Genomic DNA, 18,500 nt, shown 5'->3' with positions numbered 1-18,500 from the left:
GGCCATCTCCGGAGAGGACGAAGCATGAGCAACAACGGTCTGCGAGTCGTCTGGGTCTACCCCGACCTCCTCAGCACCTACGGCGACCAGGGCAACGTGCTGGTGGTCGAGCGGCGGGCCCGGCAGCGCGGCCTCGATGTGCAGCGCGTCGACGTCCGCAGCGACCAGCCGATCCCGACGTCCGGCGACATCTACCTGGTCGGCGGCGGCGAGGACCGGCCGCAGCGGCTCGCGGCGGAGCGGCTGCGCCGCGACGGCGGGCTGAACCGGGCCGCCTCCAACGGCGCGATCATCTTCTCGGTCTGCGCCGGGTACCAGATCCTGGGCCATGAGTTCATCAACGACCTCGGCGAGCGCGAGCCCGGTCTCGGGCTGCTCGACGTGGTCTCCACCCGGGGCGAGGGCGCGCGGTGCGTCGGCGACGTGCTCGCCGACATCGACCCGCGGCTCGGCCTGCCGCCGCTGACCGGGTTCGAGAACCACCAGGGGGTCACCCACCTCGGTCCGACGGCGCGACCGTTCGCCCGGGTGCAGCTCGGCCGTGGCAACGGCACCGGGGACGGCACCGAGGGCGCGTACAACGACACCGTCTTCGGCACGTACATGCACGGGCCCGTGATGGCGCGCAACCCGCTCATCGCGGACCTGCTGCTGAAGCTGGCGCTGGACGTCAACGCCCTGCCGCCGACGGACGACCGCTGGTACGAGGCGCTGCGCTCCGAGCGCATCGCCGCCGCGACGCAGGCCGCCTGATCCGAGGCCCGTTCCGCTCAGCTGAGCGGCGTCCGACAGGCGGACGCCGGGTTGGTTCCCCGCCGCCGCACGCCGGTAGGGTGGCGGGGAACCAACCGGACGACGGGGTCCGGTCGTCGGCCCACGTTGCAAAGGGTTCCCCGGCAATGCGAATTGGTGTGCTCACCTCCGGCGGCGACTGCCCCGGCCTGAACGCCGTCATCCGTTCCGTCGTGCACCGCGCGGTGGTCGACCACGGCGACGAGGTCATCGGCTTCCACGACGGGTGGAAGGGCCTCCTGGAGTGCGACTACCGCAAGCTCGATCTCGACGCGGTCGCCGGCATCCTCGCCCGTGGCGGCACGATCCTCGGCTCCTCCCGGGTCCAGCCCGCCCATCTGCGCGGCGGCGTCGAGCAGGCCCGGGGCCACGTCGCCGACCTCGGTCTCGACGTGATCATCCCGATCGGCGGCGAGGGCACGCTGAAGGCGGCCCATCTGCTCTCCGAGGCGGGCCTGCCGATCGTCGGGGTGCCGAAGACCATCGACAACGACATCGCGGCCACGGACGTGACCTTCGGCTTCGACACCGCCGTCGGTGTCGCCACCGAGGCGCTCGACCGGCTCAAGACCACCGCGGAATCGCACCAGCGGGTGCTGATCGTCGAGGTCATGGGCCGCCACACCGGCTGGATCGCCCTGCACTCGGGCATGGCCGCCGGGGCGCACGCCATCGTCGTGCCGGAGCGGCCGTTCGACATCGACGAGCTGACCGAGCTGGTCGGCAAGCGTTTCTCGGCCGGCAAGAAGTTCGCGATCGTCGTCGTCGCGGAGGGCGCCAAGCCGCGCGAGGGCTCCATGCAGTTCGAGCGGGGCGCGACGGACATCTACGGGCACGAGCGGTTCGCCGGAGTGGCGACGCAGCTCTCCACCGAGCTGGAGCAGCGCCTCGGCAAGGAGGCCCGCCCGGTGATCCTCGGCCATGTACAGCGCGGCGGCACCCCGACGGCGTACGACCGGGTGCTCGCCACCCGTTTCGGCTGGCACGCGGTGGAGGCGGCGCACCGCGGCGAGTTCGGCATGATGACCGCGCTGCGCGGCACGGACATCGCCATGGTGCCGCTGGCCCGGGCCGTGGAGACGCTGAAGACGGTCCCGGCGGAGCGGTACGCCGAGGCCGAATGCGTGCTCTGACGGCTCCCTCCGCGTAGAACCGCCCCCGGTCGTGGTCTCGGCCGGGGGCGGTTCTAGTCTGGTCGGGACAACCGGCGCGAATCGGGGACGTCCCCAGCGGGAGTGAACAGATGGATCACAGCGGGCACGGCATGAACATGGATCTGCCGCCGTTCACGCTGGAACGGGGGCTCCAGTTCTCGGCGGACCCGTTCTTCCTCATCGGCAGCGTCCTCGCCCTCGGTCTGTACGGGTACGGGGTGCTGCGGCTGCGCAGGCGCGGGGACTCCTGGCCGGTCGGCCGGACCGTCTTCTTCGTCGTCGGGGTGCTGACCGTCGCCCTGGTGATGTGCACCAAGCTCAACGACTACGGCATGGTCATGTTCAGCGTGCACATGGTGCAGCACATGGTGATCAGCATGCTGTCGCCGATCCTGGTGCTGCTGGGCGCACCGGTGACCCTGGCGCTACGCGCGCTCCCGGTCGCCGGCCGGGGCCGCACCGGGCCGCGCGAGCTGCTGCTGATGCTGCTGCACAGCCGGTACATGCGGGTCATCACGCACCCGGTCTTCACGATCCCGATGTTCATCGCCAGCCTCTACGCGCTGTACTTCACCCCGCTGTTCGACTTCCTGATGGAGTCGAAGACCGGGCACATCGCGATGATGGTGCACTTCCTCGCGGTCGGCCTGGTCTTCTTCTGGCCGATCATGGGCGTCGACCCGGGGCCGCACCGGCCGGGGTACGTGATGCGGATGCTGGAGCTGTTCGCGGGGATGCCGTTCCACGCGTTCTTCGGCATCGCGCTGATGATGGCCTCGACTCCGATGATCGGCACCTACCAGAACCCGCCGGCCTCGCTCGGCATCGACGCGCTCAGCGACCAGGGCGCGGCGGGCGGCATCGCCTGGGCGTTCAGCGAGATCCCGTCGGTGCTGGTGCTGATCGCGCTGATCTTCCAGTGGTACCGGTCCGAGCAGCGGACGGCGAAGCGTGCCGACCGCGCGGCGGACCGCAACGGCGACCAGGAGCTCCACGCGTACAACGCCTATCTCGCCTCCTTGCAGGCGCGCGGACGGTAGCGGCGGGCCCGGCTCCGGGGTGACGATGGCACCCACGGCCGTGCGGCCGGTGAGGAGGGTGCGGGCATGTCCGGATCCACGAAGTCCATGGGTGTCATCACCTTGGTCGCCCTGGTGGTGGTCACCGCGTACACGGTGGCGCTGGGGAGCAGCGGCTGGCTCTGGTTCGGCTGGGTGGTGCTCGGGCTGATCACCCTGGGGATGGCCGCGACGCGCCGGTCCTGAGGTCCGGAACGGGACGGCGCGCCCCGGCGTCCGGCGGCGTCCGGCTCGGGGCCGGCGTGTCCGACCGCGCCGTCGTCGCCCGTCCGGAGTACCGGGCGGCGGGGACTCCACGGAACCGCCCGCCCCGCCCGCCGCGTCCCGCCCGCCGTCCGGCGCCGGTTCACCGCTCCCCCGGCGGGAGCCCGTCGTTCCTCAGGCCGGCTGGATCCCCGGGTGCCCGGCCTCGGTGGCGAGGGAGAGGCGGGTCGAGACGGGGGCGCCGGGCGTGGTGACGAACGGCAGCACCCTGAAGTCGGCCCGGCACCGCTCCTCGGTGAGCGAGCAGCGCACGTATCCCCGCTGGAAGTTCGTGAACTTGATGTGGTCGTTCGCGGCGAGGAGCCGCTCGCCGGAGGGGTCGAGGTCCATGCCGTCCTTGGCGGTGGAGACGGACGAGCCGACGAACTCGACGCCGAGCGTGGGGGACCCCGGGTCGCCGAAGTCCTTTCTCAGGTCGGCGGCGAGATGGCGGTGCATGTCGCCGGTGAGGACGACGGGGTTGCTCACGGAGCGGTCGGTGATCTCCTTGAAGAGCCGCTTGCGGGCGTCGACGTAGCCGTCCCAGAAGTCCATCACGAACGACTGGCCGGGACCGGGGTCGGTGTCGACCTGGTTCACCGGGACCTGCTGGGAGATCATGTTCCAGGTGGTGCCGGAACGGCCGAGCCCCTGGTACAGCCACTGCTCCTGCTCCGGGCCGAGGATGGTCCGGCCGGGCGCGAGCCGTTCGTCGCAGCCGCTCTTCGTGCCGTCGCCGCAGGGCTGGTCGTCGCGGAAGAGCCGGGTATCGAGGATGTGGAACGTGGCCAGCCGGCCGTAGCGCAGTCTGCGGTACATCCGGGCCCTGAAACCGTCGGGCTTGTTCGGCAGCCGCAGCGGCAGGTGTTCGTAATACGCCTGGAAGGCCGCCGCCGCGCGCTGCCGGAAGACCGCCGGATCCTGGTCGGGTTCGTTGTCGGCCTTGGAGTGGTCGCCCGCCCAGTTGTCCTCGACCTCGTGGTCGTCCCAGACGACGGCGAACGGATGGACCCGGTGGGCGGCCATGAGGTCGGGGTCGAAGCGGTGCAGGGCGTGGCGGTTGCGGTACTGCACGAGGTTCATCGGCTCGGGGCGCAGCTCGGCGGCGACGGGGACGCTGCGCACCCCGCCCATGGCGTCGATGGGGTTCTCGTAGATGTAGTCGCCGAGGTGCAGGACGAGGTCGACGTCCTCGGCGGCGAGGTGGCGGTAGGCGGTGTAGAAGCCCTCGAACCACGCCTGGCAGGAGACGAAGGCGAAGCCGAGCTCCCCGGGGCTGCTGTCCGGCGCGGGCGCGGTGCGGGTGCGGCCGACCGGGCTCAGCACCTCGCCGGCGCGGAAGCGGTAGTAGTAGTGCCGCCCCGGCCGCAGTCCGGACACCTCCGCGTGGACGGAGTGGGCGAGTTCCGGCACCGCGCGGGTCTGGCCCCGGCGCACGACGGAGCGGAAGCGTTCGTCCTCGGCGACCTCCCACTGGACGTCGACGGAGGACGGGGGCATCCCGCCGGTCCCGTCGGGGGCCAGGGGCTGGGGCGCGAGGCGCGTCCAGAGCACGACCCCGTCCGGCCAGGGGTCGCCGGAGGCCACCCCCAGCGCGAACGGGTCGTCCCGGAAGCGGGTGTTGCCCCATGCGTCGGCGGCGGTCAGTCCGGCGGCGGCGAGCGCCAGGCCGGCCGTTCCGCCGAGCATCGCCCTTCTGCCGAGTCCCCCGGTGCCGCCCGTCCCGCTGTTCGTCCGCATGAAGCTCGTCCCTTCGTCGGGCGGGATCCCGTCCGGTACGAGGTGGGATCGGCGCGTGATTTCACGTCCACCCATGTGGTGATCACAGGCTGGATATCACACGGCATCACCCGTCACAAGGCTGCGCGCCGAGGGTCCAATTCCGTGCGTAAAGGGGCAGTTGGATGGAGTTCGGTCAGGTGACGGGGCATCGGGGACAGGGCCGGGCCATGGCCTTGACACCCCTGTGACGGACTTCTAGTCTCCACGCCACAGATCGGCCGTTAGATTTCACATCGGGGGCCTCGGGGCGACGGAAGGACGTGCTCGTGTCCGGTTCCTCGGCAGTGGACGCGCCCGCCTCCGGCACCGCCGGAGAAGGCCCCGGAGGCCTCCCCGACGCACGGCCGCTGCGGCTGCTGGGCCTGCGCTGCGAGCACCGCACCACGCCGCTGGGGATCGACGAGCCCTCGCCGCGCCTCTCCTGGCGGTCGGCGTCCGGACTGCGGGGCGACGACCCCGTGGCCTACCGAGTCAGGGTCGCCGAACACCCCGCGGACCTGGACGGGGAGGGCCGGGCGCGGTGGGACACGGGCCGGGTGACGGACGGCCGGGCGATCGCGGTGGTGTACGCGGGGCCGCCGCTCCGGGAGCACACCCGCTACCACTGGCGGGTCTCCGTCTGGACGGCCGGCGCGGAGCGGCCCGTCGACGCCGCGTCCTGGTTCGAGACGGCCTTCGTCGGCGCTGCGGCGTGGCGCGCCTCCTGGATCGCCCGCGGCCCGTGTCCGGTCGGTGTGATGGACGCGCCCACCGAGGGCGACTTCGCCCTGGAGGACCACGGGCTCGCGCCCTGCCCGCTGCTGCGGCGCGCCTTCACCGCTTCGGCCGGGACGCGCGCCCGGCTCCATGTGACCGCCCGCGGGCTGTACGAGGTCCGGCTCAACGGCGTACGGGTCGGGGACGCCGAACTCGCCCCCGGCTGGACCGACTACCACCGCCGCGTCCAGTACCAGACCTATGACGTCACGGCGCTGCTGCGGGACGGCGAGAACGTGCTCGCCGCGACCCTCGCGGACGGCTGGTGGAGCGGGTTCGTCGGCTTCGAGCCGCGCAGGGCCGGGGCGCACTACGGCGCGTTCCCCGAGTTCCTGGCCGAGCTGCGTCTCACCGGGCCGGCCGGCCGGAGCGACACGGTCGTCACCGACGGGTCCTGGCGCACCGGCACGGGCGCCGTCCGGCACGCGGATCTGCTCAAGGGCGAGTGCCACGACCTGCGGTACGCGGCCGAGGGCTGGGAGCTGCCCGGATTCGACGACTCCGGCTGGGCGCCGGCTTTGGTGACCGGCTCCGACCACGGGCTGCTCGTGGCCTCGGTGGACGAGCCGGTCCGGGCGACGGCCCGGCTGCGCCCCCGGTCGGTCACCCGCCTCTCCCTCGACTGCCATCTCGTGGACTTCGGGCAGAACCTCGCCGGCCGGGTGCGGCTGCGGGTCGGCGAACTGGCCTCCGGCGAGCGGGTGGTGATCCGGCACGGCGAGGCGCTGGACGCGGCGGGCCGGCTGTACACGGCGAATCTGCGCACCGCCGCCGCGACCGACGTGCTCGTCGGGGACGGACGCCGGGACGTCGTGTTCGAACCGCGTTTCACGTACCACGGGTTCCGTTACGCCGAGATCCGAGGTGTGCCGGAGCTCGCCGCCTCCGACGTCGTCGCCGTGGCGCTGCACAGCGACACGCCCTGGGCCGGGGAGTTCGACTGCTCGGACCCCGGGCTGCGCCGGCTCCACGACTGCGTGGCGTGGGGCCAGCGGTCCAACTTCGTGAGCGTGCCCACGGACTGTCCGCAGCGCGACGAGCGGCTGGGCTGGCTGGCCGACGCCCAGGTGTTCCTGCCCACGGCCGCGCTCAACGCGGACGTGGCCGCGTTCTTCACCAAGTGGCTGCGGGACGTCGACGACGCCCGCACCCCCGACGGCGGGTTCGGCAACGTGGCTCCGCGTCTCGTGGGGGTCTCGGACGAGGGGGCGCCCGGCTGGGGCGACGCCGGGGTGATCGTCCCGTGGCATCTTCACCGCGTCTACGACGACGAGCGCTTCCTCGCCCGCGCGCTGGACGGCATGTGCGCCTGGGTGGAGCTGATCCACCGTCACAATCCCGACCTGATCTGGCGCGACAGGGTGGGTCCGCACTTCTCGGACTGGCTGGCGCCCGCCCCGACCCCGCGCGAGGTCGTCGCCACGGCGTACTTCGCGCACAGCGCCCGGCTCACCGCCCGGGCCGCCGGCGTCCTGTGCCGCGCGGACGTCGCGGCACACCATCACCGGCTGGCCGACCGCATCCGGTCCGCGTTCACCGGGCACTTCGTCACCGCGGGGCGCTCCGCCGACGGCCGGCCCGAGGTGCGGGTCGCCGGGGACACCCAGACCGGCTGTCTGCTCGCGCTGGCCTTCGACCTGCTGCCGCCCGAGCTCGTCGACGGCGCCGCCCGCCGTCTCGCGGAGCTCGTCGAGGCCGCCGGTCCCGCGCTCCTGACCGGTTTCCTCGGGGTGGCGCTCGCCGCGCCCGTCCTCGACGCCCACGGGCGGGCCGACCTCGCCCACGCGCTGCTGCGCCGCGAGGACGTCCCTTCGTGGCGGTTCCCGCTGCGGCACGGCGCCACCACCGTCTGGGAGCGCTGGGACGGGTGGACCCCCGAGGCGGGCTTCCGGGCGCCGTCGATGAACTCCTTCAACCACTACGCGCTGGGCTCGATCGGCGAATGGCTGTACCGCGGCGTCGCCGGGCTCGACCAGGCACCGGACTCCACCGGATACCGGCGGCTGCGGATCAGGCCCCGGCCCGGCGGGCTGCGCCGCGCGCGGGCCCGGTACGAGTCCGTCCGGGGCGCGGTCGAGGTGGCCTGGGAGCGGGAGGGCGGCCGGATCACCCTGTGCGTGCTGGTGCCGCCGGGCGCGACCGCAGAGGTGTACGTGCCCACCACGGACCCCCGCTCGGTCCGCGAGTCGGGGGCGGCGCCGGCCGCCGACGACCCCCACCTCGCCCTGCTGGCCTCGGCCGCGGACCATGTGCGGTACCGGGTGGCGTCGGGCTGCTACCGCTTCACCGCCGACTTCCCGCCGCCGGATCCGTGCGAGGACCCGCCGGGCCCGGGCCGGGCCGGGCCGTTCCCCGCCCCGGACGGCCGGACGCCGGGGCCGACGGCGTCCCGGCCCGCGCGTGCGCAGGGGGAGGACGCGCCATGACGGCGCGCGGCGGGCAACTGCCGGGCCGGGGCGCGCCGAACCGCCGGGGGCTGCTCCGGGCCGGCGGCTCCGCCGCGGCGCTCGCGGCGCTTCCGGGACCGCTCACGGCCTGCTCCGCGGCGGACGGCGGCGCCGGGGCACTGCGCGTCGTCGGGGTCGCCGACCAGCAGAAGCCCCTGGAGGAACTGATCCGCCTGTACCGCGCGTCGCGTCCGAAGGCCCGGTTCGCGACCTCCTACGCGCCCACGGACCAGGTGCAGACGCTGGTGCGCACCCGGCTCGCCGGCGGCAACGCCCCCGATGTGCACGTGGTCTATCCCGGCAGCGGGAGCGCCATGGCGATGGCCGAGCTGGCCCGGACGGGGCTGCTCGCCGACCTCGGCGACCAGGCGTGGACCGAGGAGGTACCGGCGCGTCTCGCCGCCGCGTACCGGCGCGGGGGAAAGACGTATCTGTACTCGCCGGGCAGCAGCGTCATCGGCGTCGTCCACAACAGACGGGTCTTCGCGGACGCGGGCGTGGAGCCGCCCCGGACCTGGAGCGGACTTCTCGACGTCTGCGCCCGGTTGAAGGCCCGGGGCGTGGTGCCGATCGCGCTGGGCGCGCAGACCCCCTGGGTCACCCAGCTGATCAGCTACGCCCTGGTGCCCGAGGCCGTGTACGCGAGGAATCCGCGCTTCGACGCCGACATGGCCGCGGGCCGGGCGCGCTTCCGGGGCTCGGGGTGGGCCGACGCACTGGGCCGGTACCAGGAGTTGCAGCGCCGCGGCTTCTTCAACCCCGACCCCAACGGGACGACGTACGAGCAGCAGACCGCGATGGTCGCGGGCGGGAGGGCGGCGATGGCCGTGCAGGTCTCCTCCGTGCTCGCCGCCTTCCGCCGGGCCGCCGAGCGGCCGGACGACCTCGGCATGTTCCCGTTCCCGGGCGGCGACGACGCGGCGAAGCAGTGGATCGCGGCGGGCGTCGTGGTCGGGCTCGGCGTCTCCGTGCGCTCCCGGAGAGCGGCGGCGGCCCGGGCGTTCGTCGAGTTTCTGGGGCGGCGGGAGAACGTCGACCGCTGGGCGCGGTCCGTGGCCGCGGTCCCGTTCCGGCGGGGCGCGGCCACCCGTGTCGATCCCGCGCTCGCGGGCTTCCTGCCGGTCGTCGACGCGGGCCGGGCCGTCCCGTTCATGGACCAGAGCTGGCCCAACCCCGAGGTGCAGCCCGCCCACTTCGCCGCCGTCCAGGACCTGCTCGCGGGGAAGACGGACGTCGACGGCGCCCTGCGGCAGATGGACGAGGCGTACGGGAGGTCGTCGTGACCGGCGTACGGGTGCGGCCCGCCCCCGGCGGCGCGGGCGCGCGCCGGTCGGCCGCCCGCCCGGTCCGGCGCCGCGACCGCACCGCCCCGCCGTGGCCGTTCGTGGTCCCGGCGCTCGTGGTGTACGGCGTCGTCGTGCTGTACCCGAGCGCGGCCGGGGCCGTGTACGCCTTCACCGACTGGTCCGGCGTGGGCGGCTTCTCCTTCGTCGGCCTGGACAACTTCCGCGCCCTGCTCCACGACGGGCGCGCGCTGGAGTCCGTCACCAACACCCTGCTGCTCACCGCCGCCGTGGTCGTGGTGCAGAACGGCATCGGGCTGCTGCTGGCGCTGGGGGTCCACGGCGGCGTCGGGTCGCGGTCCGTGCTGCGGCTGGTCTTCTTCGCCCCGGCCGTGGTCAGCCCGGTCATGGTCGCGGTCCTGTGGAAGTACGTCTACAACCCGCAGGACGGCGCCGGGCTCAACGGCCTCCTGGGCGCGGTGGGGCTCGGTGCGCTGCGCCGGGACTGGCTGGGCGACCCCTCGCTCGCGCTGTGGTCGGTGGCGGCCATGGTGGTGTGGCAGTACGCCGGCTACTCGATGGTCGTCTTCCTCGCCGGGCTCCAGGGGGTGCCCGCAGAGCTCCACGAGGCCGCGCGCATCGACGGCGCCGGCTCCTGGCAGCGCTTCCGCCATGTCACCTGGCCCCTGCTGGCGCCGGCGCTGACGGTCAACGTCATGCTCTCGACGATCGGCGGCCTGAAACTCTTCGACCAGGTCTACGCCGCCACCTACGGCGGTCCCGGCACGGCCAGCGAGACCCTGTCGACCGTGCTGTACAAGGAGGCCTTCGTCTACGGGAAGTTCGGCTACAGCACCGCCGTGGCCCTGGTCCTCGCCCTGTTCGTCGCCGCGGTCTCGCTGCTCCAGCTGCACGCGCTGCGCGCCCGCGAGTCCGCCGCGTGAGCGCCGCGACGAGCCGTCCGCCGGCGCGGGAGCGTCCGCCGCGCGAGCGGCGCGTACGCCGGCCCGGGGCCGCGAACGGGTCCCGGAGGGCGCCCCGGCGCGGACTGCCCAGGGGATACGGGCCGTATCTTCTGGAGCTCGCCATGGCGGCGGCCGCCGTCGTGTTCCTGTTCCCCGTGTACGCGCTGGTCACGCTCGCCCTGAAGGACCCCCGGCAGATCGCCGGTTCGCCCCTCGCGCCGCCCGCGCCGCCCACCCTCGCCAACTTCCGCGACGCCTGGTCCGCCGCGAAGCTCGGACCGGCCCTGGTCAGCAGCGCGGTCATCACCGCCTTCGCCCTGGTGCTCCTCGTCGTGCTGGGCTCCACCACGGCCTGGTTCCTCGCACGCCGCGCCCGCGGTCTCGGCTACGGCCTGTACGTCCTGTTCCTGCTCGGCATCGTGCTGCCGTTCCAGCTCGGCATGATCCCGCTCTTCGAACTGGTCGACGGCCTGGGCCTGCTCGGCACGTACCAGGGCATGGTGCTCTTCTACACGGGCGTCCAGCTCCCGTTCACCGTCTTCCTGTACACCGGATTCGTCCGGGCCCTGCCGCCGGACTACGCGCACGCCGCGCTCATCGACGGCTGCGGCCACCGCCAGGCGTTCACCCGGGTCGTCTTCCCGCTGCTGCGCCCCGTCACCGGCACCGTGGTCATTCTGAACGCCGTGTTCGTCTGGAACGACTTCTTCACCCCGCTGCTGTACCTGGGCGGTTCCGGCAGGGAGACCGTGCCCGTGGGCGTGTTCGCCTTCGTCGGCCAGTACGTCTCGGACCAGGGGCTCGTCTTCGCCGGGCTGGTGCTGGCCGCGCTGCCGGTCCTGGTGGTGTTCGCCCTCCTCCAGCGCTATGTGGTCAGGGGATTCGCGGGCGGGCTCAAGGGCTGACGGGGGACGGACGCCCCGCGGGTCCGGCGCGGACGCCGCTCCCCCGCGTGCCGCGACCGCCGCGGATGGCGCGCCGTGCGGGCGGGAAAAGTTCCCGGATCCGTCACGCCGACGGCGAATCCGCGCTCGGTGAACTCCGCCGCGGATGGCGTCCCTCCCGGCCTAACGTCGCCTCATGAGTATGGGACGCGCATGGGTGCTGGGAGCGACGGGACAGATCGGACGGGCGGCCGTACGGGCGCTCGTCGAGGACGGCTGGGAGGTGACGGCCGCCTCGCGGGGCGGCGGCGGGGACGAGCGGTGGGACGCCTCGGTGCGCACGGTGGCGCTCGACAGGAACGAGGACGGGGCGCTCGCGGCGGCGCTGGGCGACGGCTGCGACGTGCTGGTCGACATGGTGGCGTACGGGGCGGACCACGCCCGGCAGCTGACCGGTCTCGCGGACCGGATCGGTTCGGCCGTGGTCGTCTCCAGCGCCGCGGTGTACGCGGATGAGCGGGGTCGCGGCTTCGACACGCAGGACCGGCCGGACGGGACTCCGCGCTACCCCGTGCCGATCCCCGAGACGCAGCGCACGGTGCCGGCGGGCGACGCCACATACGCGACACGGAAGGTGCAGCTGGAGCAGGGCCTGCTGGCGGCGGGCGAGGCGCTGCCGACGACGCTGCTGCGGGCGGGTGCGATCCACGGGCCGCACTGCCGCTCGCCCCGCGAGCTGTACTTCGTGAAACGGCTCCTGGACGGCCGGAACCGGCGGGTGCTCTCCTTCGAGGGCACGTCCCGCTTCCATCCGGTCCATGTCGCGAACCTGGCCGAGCTGATCAGGCTGTCCGCCCGCCGGCCCGGCTCCCGGGTGCTCAACGCCGGGGATCCGCACGTGCCGACGGTCGCGGAGATCGGCGAGGCCGTCGACGCGGTTCTCGGCCGGCGGACCGAGACCGTGCTGATGGCGGGCGCGCCCGGGGAGGACGGCGTCGGCGCCACGCCGTGGACCATCGCCCTGCCCGTCGTGCTCGACATGGCCGCCGCCGAACGCGAGCTCGGTTACCGGGCGTTGACGGAGTACGCGGAGTCCCTTCCGGAGACCGTCGAGTGGCTCGCCGGCCGGCTGGAGGGCAGGGACTGGACGGAGGCGTTCCCGGTGCTGCTGCGGTCGTACGGGCAGCAGCTGTTCGACTACGCGGCGGAGGACGCCTGGCTGGAGGCGTACGACCGGCGGGCATGAGTCGGGGCCGCCCCGGTGAACGGCGCGGGCGGCCGGTGGTGGGTCCACCGGCCGCCCGTGCCCGCCGCTCACGTCCGTGGCGGCCGGGTTCGTGCCGTCAGGGCTTCGGCGTGGCGTGCGGGGCGCAGGTCACGTCGGCCCGGTCGGTCCTTCCGGTGAGCAGGTAGGCGTCCACCCGCTCGTTGACGCAGGGGTTGACCAGGCCGGTCACCCCGTGCGAACCGGCGTCCCGCTCGGTGATGAGCCGCGAACCCTTGAAGCGCTTGTGCAGTGCGACGGCGCCCTCGTACGGGGTGGCGGCGTCTCGGGTGGACTGCACGATCAGCACGGGCGGAAGGCCCTTGCCGGTTTTCACGTTCAGCGGGGTCCCCTGCTTGGCCGACCAGGTCGCGCAAGGCAGGTTCATCCAGGCGTTGGCCCAGGTCATGAACGGGTACTTCTCGTGCAGCCGGGTGTTGTCCCGGTCCCACTTCCGCCAGTTCACGGGCCACTTGGCGTCCGCGCACTCGACCGCGGTGTAGACGGCGTTGCCGTTCTCCGAGGCGATGTTCCCCGCGATGTCCGACATGTCGGGGGCGGCCGCGTCGATCAGGGCCTGGGTGTCGCCCTTCAGGTAGTCGCTCCAGATCCGGGCGACGGGCGCCCAGGAGGAGTCGTAGTAGGGGGCGCTCTGGAAGAAGCCGATGAGTTCGGCGGGGCCGACGACGCCGCCGAGCGGGCTCTTCTTGGCGGCGGCGCGGAGCTTCAGCCACGCCTGCTCGACCTTCTCGGGGGTGTCTCCGATGTGGAAGGAGGAGTCGTTCTTCGCGACCCACGCCTTCCAGTCGTCCCACCGCTTCTGGAAGGCGATGTCCTGGTTGAGGTTGGCCTGGTACCAGATGTTGTCCCGCTCCGGGTTGACGACGCTGTCGACGACCATGCGACGGACGTGGTCCGGGAAGAGCGTGCCGTAGACGGCGCCCAGGTAGGTGCCGTAGGAGACGCCCAGGTAGTTGAGCTTCTTCTCGCCGAGGGCGGCACGGATGACGTCGAGGTCGCGTGCGGTGTTCGGCGTGGTCATGTGCGGCAGCATGTCGCCGCTGCGCGCGGCGCAGCCGTCCGCGTACTCGGCGGCGAGCTTGCGCTGGACGCGCTTGTCGGCTTCGGAGTCGGGCACCGGGTCGGCCTTGGGCGCCTTGACGTACTCCTGCGGGTCCACGCAGGAGATCGGCGCGGAGTGGCCGACGCCCCGCGGGTCGAAGCCCACGAAGTCGTACGCCTTCGCCGTGTTCGCCCAGAGCGGGTTCTTGTTGGTGATCCGGGTCGGGAAGCGCAGGCCCGAACCGCCGGGTCCGCCCGGGTTGTAGATCAGGGCGCCCTGTCGTTCGCTCCCGGTGCCGGTGCTGACATGCCGGTCGACGGCTATCCGGATCTGCTTGCCGTCGGGCTTGGCGTAGTCCACCGGCACGGTCACCCAGCCGCACTGGATCGGCTTGGCCAGGGCCCAGTCGGCCGGGCAGTCCTTCCAGTCGATGCCCGCCCTGGCTGCCCTGGCCGCGGCCAGTTCGACGCCACGCGCCTCGGAACCGGTGTGACGGCCCTCGGCGGTGGCCGTCGGCGCGGTCACCGCGCCCGATATGAGCATGCTCGCCATCAGGGCGCCGGCCGAGCCGACAGCTGTTGAACGTCTCAAGTGGAACCTCCCCCACTCCTGGAGTGCCGCCGGTGGCGGCGTGATTCGTCCAGGACCTTGCGCGGATCTTGTCGGCAGAGGGGCTCCCGGGGACAGGCCACGCACAGACTTCTTTACCGAATCGATAACCGGACGCCCGTGTCCCGCTGAGCGGTGCTCGGTTCGAGGGCGCGTCGCGCGACGGGGCCCGGCATGCGCGGCGGGCGCGGCGGACAGGGCGGGCCGTCCGGCGCGGCAGATCCTGGCGGGCACGAAAAGGGCGTCCGGCGCGTCGCCGTGCGGCACCCCGCGTTCACGGGCGCGCGACGCACCCGGGACGGCGCTCCGTCCTCGGGGCGCTCAGCGCCCCGGATCCTCGCCCCCCGCGCGCTCGGCCCGCCCCGTGTGCTCCGCCGCGATGCCGAAACGCCGCCGTTCGCCGGGAGCGGACGCCGAGGACCCGATCGAGGACACCGAGCTGATCACCCGCTCCTCGGCGGCCTCCGCGCCGTTCTCCAGTCGTTCCAGGTCAGCGGCGGATACCAGCGCCACGAGCGGCTTTCCGTGCCGCGTCACGACCACGCGCTCACCGCCGTAGACGACACGGTTGATCAGTTCGGCGAGTTCAGCTCGGGCTTGCGTCACCGGAATCTCGTAGGCCATGCCCCCAGCCTATGCAATTGTCCACCTGGTCCGCCGTGGTCCGCGGCGACAGCGAATATCCAGGTCAGAGCCTCTCGCGTGCTCCTGTGCGCTCTCGTCTGCGAGAGATGTGCGAGCCGAGGCGAGACGATGGGCCTTCTGGTCGCCCCGACTCCTGGCGGGTCTCCGGTGCGCCCTGTTCCCCCCGGTTCATGACGAAACCGGTCACTTCCGGGACGACTGACCGCCCGTCATCGCCCCGCGCACGCCTGAGAGTATGGGGAGCCACCGCTGCCGCACCTCCTGGAGTACGACTTGCCCCGTCGCGATCTCATGCTCCTGGTCTCCCGCGCGCCGGTCGGGGCGGAGCCGGGAGGGCCGTTCGCCGGGACCGCCGACGCGTGCGCCCGGCCGGCACGGCTTCCGCGGCCGACCGGGCCGGACGCGCTGCCGCTCCGGACGGGCCCGCACCCGGACCGCTGACACGGGATGTCGGACGACCCGCAGCACGCGGGCCGTCGCGCACGCGGTCATCCGCTCGCCGGTTCCCGCCCCGCCCCCGGTCGCCGTACCGCCGAACGACCCACCACTCCCCACGATCCCGGAGACACCGCCATGTCACGCGTCCTCCTCGTCGAAGACGACCCCTCCGTGCGTGAGGGCGTCGAGATCGGGCTGCGCCAGCGCGGGCACGAGGTCCACGCCGCCGTGACCGGCGAGGAGGGCCTTGCGGCGCTGGGCGCCTTTCGCCCCGACATCCTGCTGCTCGACCTGATGCTCCCCGCGATGAGCGGCGTCCAGGTGTGCTCCCGGGTACGCGAGACCAGCCAGTTACCGATCATCATGCTGACCGCGCGCGGCGACGACGTCGACATCGTCGTCGGCCTGGAGGCGGGTGCGGACGACTACATCGTCAAGCCCGCCCGCACCGAGGTCATCGAGGCCCGCATACGTGCCGTGCTGCGCCGCGCCGAGAGCCCGATCGGCAGGAGGCACGCCGTCGAGCGCCACGGTGAACTCGACATCGACCGCGCCGGTCACACCGTCCTCAGGTCGGGCCACCCGGTCGCCCTCGCGCCCTCCGAACTGAAGCTGTTGCTGCACCTGTCCGCGGTACCGGAACAGGTCTTCAGCCGGCAGCGGCTCCTGAAGGAGGTCTGGGATCACAGTTTCCACAGCGACATCCGCCTGGTGGACGCCTGTGTGCGCCGACTGCGCGCCAAGATCGAGGATCCGTCCGGCGATCCTCGCTACATCCAGACCCTGCGGGGCTACGGCTACCGCTTCGGTCCGCTGTGAGGATGCCCGGCGTGGCCGCCGCGTTCGGGCTGCGCACCCGGCTGGTGATCGCGTTCCTGCTGGTGGCCGCTGTCAGCGCCGTCACGACCGCCGCGCTGACCTATCGGCAGGCGCGCAACGCGGTCCTCGTGCGTGCGCAGGACACGGCCGTCACCTCCTTCCGCGAGGAGGTCGAGCAGTTCGTCCCCAGCCTGCCCCTGGATCCGGATGCGCTGCGGTGGGACCTCTACGACATCGCGGCGCGCGCCAAACCACATCCCTGGATCGTCTTCGCCGAGTACGGTTCGGTGCGCGTCTCATCGAGCGACCGGCCCGCCTCCGGTGTGCTGACCCCAAAGCTGCGCCGCACCGCGCTCACCTCGGCACACGGCAGCTTCCAGCGGGTCGTCAAGGACGGGAGAGCGTATCTGACCATCGGGATGCCGGTGATGACCCGGGTCGTCGCCGGTGGCCCCGCGATGCCGAGCGGCCTGGTTCTCTTCGCCGTGATGCCCATGACGAACGAGGACGTGGACATCGACTCCCTGGTGACCGCTGCCCGGGACGGCGCCCTGCCGGGGCTGGCCGTGGCCCTGGTGCCCGCACTGCTCGCGGCGCGCAGCGTGCTGCGCCCCGTCCGCGAACTGCGGCGTGCCGCACACTCCATGGGCGGCGGGCAGCTCGACACACGCATCGCCGTGCGCGGCCGGGACGAGATGGCCGACCTGGCCAGGACGTTCAACGAGTCGGCGGCCCGTCTCGAACGCTCCGTGGAGGAGTTGCGGGAAGCCGGGGCACGGGCCCGGCGCTTCGCCTCGGACGTCTCGCACGAGTTGCGCACCCCGCTCGCGGGCATGCTCGCCGTCACGGACGTGGTGGACGAGGAGGCCGGGACGCTCGCCCCGCACGCCGCTCGGGCGGTGCGCCTGATCAGCGCCGAGACCGGCAAACTCGCCGTGCTGGTGGAGGATCTGATGGAGATCTCCCGATTCGACGCCCGCGCGGCGGAACTCAACACCGATGAGGTGGACGCGGCGGAGGCCGTGCGCAACACCCTGTCCGGCAGGCAGTGGCTCGGCCGGGTCCGCGTCGAGCTCCCCGACGGCCTGCGCATCCGCCTCGACACGCGCCGCTTCGACGTCATCGTGGCCAACCTGGTCGGCAACGCCCTGCGCCATGGCGCCGAACCGGTCACCGTGCGGCTGTCGGCACACGGGAACGTGCTGATCACCGAGGTGCACGACAGCGGCCCCGGAATCCCACCGGACGCACTGCCGCACATCTTCGACCGCTTCTACAAGGCGGACGCCGCCCGTTCCCGCTCGACGGGCAGCGGCCTCGGGCTCGCGATCACCAAGGAGAACGTGCAGCTGCACGGCGGCACGATCCACGCGCGGAACGCGGCCGGCGGCGGCGCCCTGTTCACCGTGGAGCTGCCCTTCGACGGGCCGGCGTCCGGGAGCGGTACGCCGGACGGGCCGTCGCCCGCGCACGGCGGCACGGGGCCGGCGGAGAGCCGTGACCGGACGGAGACCATCGCGTGAAGAAGTCGCCGTTCCGCAGGCGCCGGACGGTCCGAGTCGCCGCGCTGCTGATGCTCGCCGGGGGCCCGCTCGTGGGCTGCGGCATCCAGGAGACGGCCGTGGTCGAGGCCGGCAGGCCCGTCGTCGCCGACCTGCTTCCCCCGCGCGAGGATCGGTTGCTGTTGTTCTTCCTCTCCCCCGACGACGAACTGCTGCCCGTGCCGCGGATCGTCGAAGCACCGCGGGAGAACGGAACCGCGGGTTCCGTCGGGTCGGGTGACGCGTCGCCCCACCCGGACGAGTCGCCCGGACGGGACGGCCTCGGCGGTTCGTCCCCACCGGGCGCGGGGACGAGCGAGTCCCCCTCGCCGCTCACGGCCGTCGCCGCCCTGCTCGCCGGACCGGACAAGGCCGAACGGCGGGCCGGCCTCCACAATGCCGCTGCGCTGTCCCGGGCGGCGTCCGCCGCGGACCGGATCGCCGTGGGCGACCGCAGCGTCGAGGTCATGCTGCGTCTGCGGGTGAGCGGGCTGACCGCCGCCGCCCGCGACCAGATCGTCTGCACGGCCGCGTTCGCGGCGCATGCGCAGGGGGCCGTGTCCGTGACCCTGGTCGGGCAGGACGGGCGCCTCGCCCCGGCCGACTGCCCCGTCCGACCGGTCCGGATGCCGACGCGCTGAGCCGTGGCGGCGAGCGCCCGGCGCCGGTCGAGGAGTCGCCCTGCGTATCGTGCGGACGATTCGGCGTCGTTCCCGCACCGGCCCCGGGTGGCGGC

General features: G+C 73.1%; 15 protein-coding genes. 12 read left to right on the top strand and 3 right to left on the bottom strand.

Annotation, left to right across the window (positions count from 1 at the left end):
• Window positions 1–24: 24 nt before the first annotated feature.
• The 4 genes from WA762_RS11985 to WA762_RS11970 all read left to right on the top strand — a co-directional run bounded on the left by WA762_RS11985 (window position 25) and on the right by WA762_RS11970 (window position 3,211).
• Window positions 25–753, top strand: a complete 729-nt coding sequence (locus WA762_RS11985; RefSeq protein ID WP_335935505.1) for a type 1 glutamine amidotransferase — start codon at window positions 25–27, stop codon at window positions 751–753.
• Window positions 754–899: 146 nt separating this feature from the next.
• On the top strand, window positions 900–1,925 hold the full coding sequence (locus tag WA762_RS11980; protein WP_335935504.1) for a 6-phosphofructokinase: 1,026 nt from the start codon (window positions 900–902) through the stop codon (window positions 1,923–1,925).
• A 110-nt stretch (window positions 1,926–2,035) separates the two neighbouring features.
• Window positions 2,036–2,986: a cytochrome c oxidase assembly protein gene (locus WA762_RS11975; protein WP_335935503.1), complete on the top strand. Its 951-nt coding sequence runs from the start codon at window positions 2,036–2,038 to the stop codon at window positions 2,984–2,986.
• Between the two features lie 66 nt (window positions 2,987–3,052).
• The gene (locus tag WA762_RS11970; protein WP_107430486.1) at window positions 3,053–3,211 is read left to right on the top strand and encodes a hypothetical protein; all 159 of its coding nucleotides are present in this window, start codon (window positions 3,053–3,055) and stop codon (window positions 3,209–3,211) included.
• A 192-nt stretch (window positions 3,212–3,403) separates the two neighbouring features.
• On the opposite strand, the gene WA762_RS11965 is transcribed toward WA762_RS11970, so the two are convergent.
• Entirely contained in the window at window positions 3,404–5,008 is a 1,605-nt protein-coding gene (locus WA762_RS11965) for an alkaline phosphatase D family protein (RefSeq protein ID WP_335935502.1), read from the bottom strand.
• A 308-nt stretch (window positions 5,009–5,316) separates the two neighbouring features.
• Between WA762_RS11965 and WA762_RS11960 the strand changes: the two genes are divergently transcribed.
• The 5 genes from WA762_RS11960 to WA762_RS11940 all read left to right on the top strand — a co-directional run bounded on the left by WA762_RS11960 (window position 5,317) and on the right by WA762_RS11940 (window position 12,631).
• On the top strand, window positions 5,317–8,232 hold the full coding sequence (locus tag WA762_RS11960) for an alpha-L-rhamnosidase (protein WP_335935501.1): 2,916 nt from the start codon (window positions 5,317–5,319) through the stop codon (window positions 8,230–8,232).
• A complete protein-coding gene (locus tag WA762_RS11955) occupies window positions 8,229–9,536 on the top strand; it encodes an extracellular solute-binding protein (protein WP_335935500.1) in 1,308 nt (435 codons plus the stop codon). The genes WA762_RS11960 and WA762_RS11955 overlap by 4 nt, the downstream gene beginning before the upstream one ends.
• Window positions 9,533–10,480, top strand: a complete 948-nt coding sequence (locus WA762_RS11950) for a carbohydrate ABC transporter permease (RefSeq protein ID WP_335935499.1) — start codon at window positions 9,533–9,535, stop codon at window positions 10,478–10,480. The genes WA762_RS11955 and WA762_RS11950 overlap by 4 nt, the downstream gene beginning before the upstream one ends.
• A gap of 143 nt (window positions 10,481–10,623) precedes the next feature.
• Window positions 10,624–11,406, top strand: a complete 783-nt coding sequence (locus WA762_RS11945) for a carbohydrate ABC transporter permease (protein ID WP_335935498.1) — start codon at window positions 10,624–10,626, stop codon at window positions 11,404–11,406.
• A gap of 175 nt (window positions 11,407–11,581) precedes the next feature.
• Entirely contained in the window at window positions 11,582–12,631 is a 1,050-nt protein-coding gene (locus WA762_RS11940) for an NAD-dependent epimerase/dehydratase family protein (protein WP_335935497.1), read from the top strand.
• Window positions 12,632–12,728: 97 nt separating this feature from the next.
• Here WA762_RS11940 and WA762_RS11935 read toward each other — a convergent pair whose 3' ends face one another.
• Complete coding sequence (locus WA762_RS11935; protein ID WP_443080571.1) at window positions 12,729–14,264, bottom strand: alpha/beta hydrolase; 1,536 nt, start codon at window positions 14,262–14,264, stop codon at window positions 12,729–12,731.
• Between the two features lie 378 nt (window positions 14,265–14,642).
• On the bottom strand, window positions 14,643–14,945 hold the full coding sequence (locus WA762_RS11930) for a type II toxin-antitoxin system Phd/YefM family antitoxin (RefSeq protein ID WP_335935496.1): 303 nt from the start codon (window positions 14,943–14,945) through the stop codon (window positions 14,643–14,645).
• Between the two features lie 594 nt (window positions 14,946–15,539).
• Here WA762_RS11930 and WA762_RS11925 point away from each other — a divergent pair.
• The 3 genes from WA762_RS11925 to WA762_RS11915 are packed head-to-tail and all read left to right on the top strand — an operon-like array spanning window position 15,540 to window position 18,405.
• Window positions 15,540–16,223, top strand: coding sequence for a response regulator transcription factor (locus WA762_RS11925; RefSeq protein WP_335935495.1), 684 nt, complete (start codon window positions 15,540–15,542; stop codon window positions 16,221–16,223).
• Between the two features lie 2 nt (window positions 16,224–16,225).
• Window positions 16,226–17,746 (top strand): sensor histidine kinase, encoded by a 1,521-nt coding sequence (locus WA762_RS11920; RefSeq protein ID WP_335935494.1) that lies wholly within the window; start codon window positions 16,226–16,228, stop codon window positions 17,744–17,746.
• On the top strand, window positions 17,743–18,405 hold the full coding sequence (locus WA762_RS11915; RefSeq protein WP_335935493.1) for a hypothetical protein: 663 nt from the start codon (window positions 17,743–17,745) through the stop codon (window positions 18,403–18,405). The genes WA762_RS11920 and WA762_RS11915 overlap by 4 nt, the downstream gene beginning before the upstream one ends.
• The last annotated feature ends 95 nt before the right edge of the window (window positions 18,406–18,500 follow it).

The sequence above is a fragment of the Streptomyces tyrfis genome (assembly GCF_037034285.1).
GTDB lineage: Bacteria > Actinomycetota > Actinomycetes > Streptomycetales > Streptomycetaceae > Streptomyces.
The sequence above is the reverse complement of the archived record's forward strand: the minus strand, read 5'-3'. Positions and strand labels throughout refer to the sequence as shown.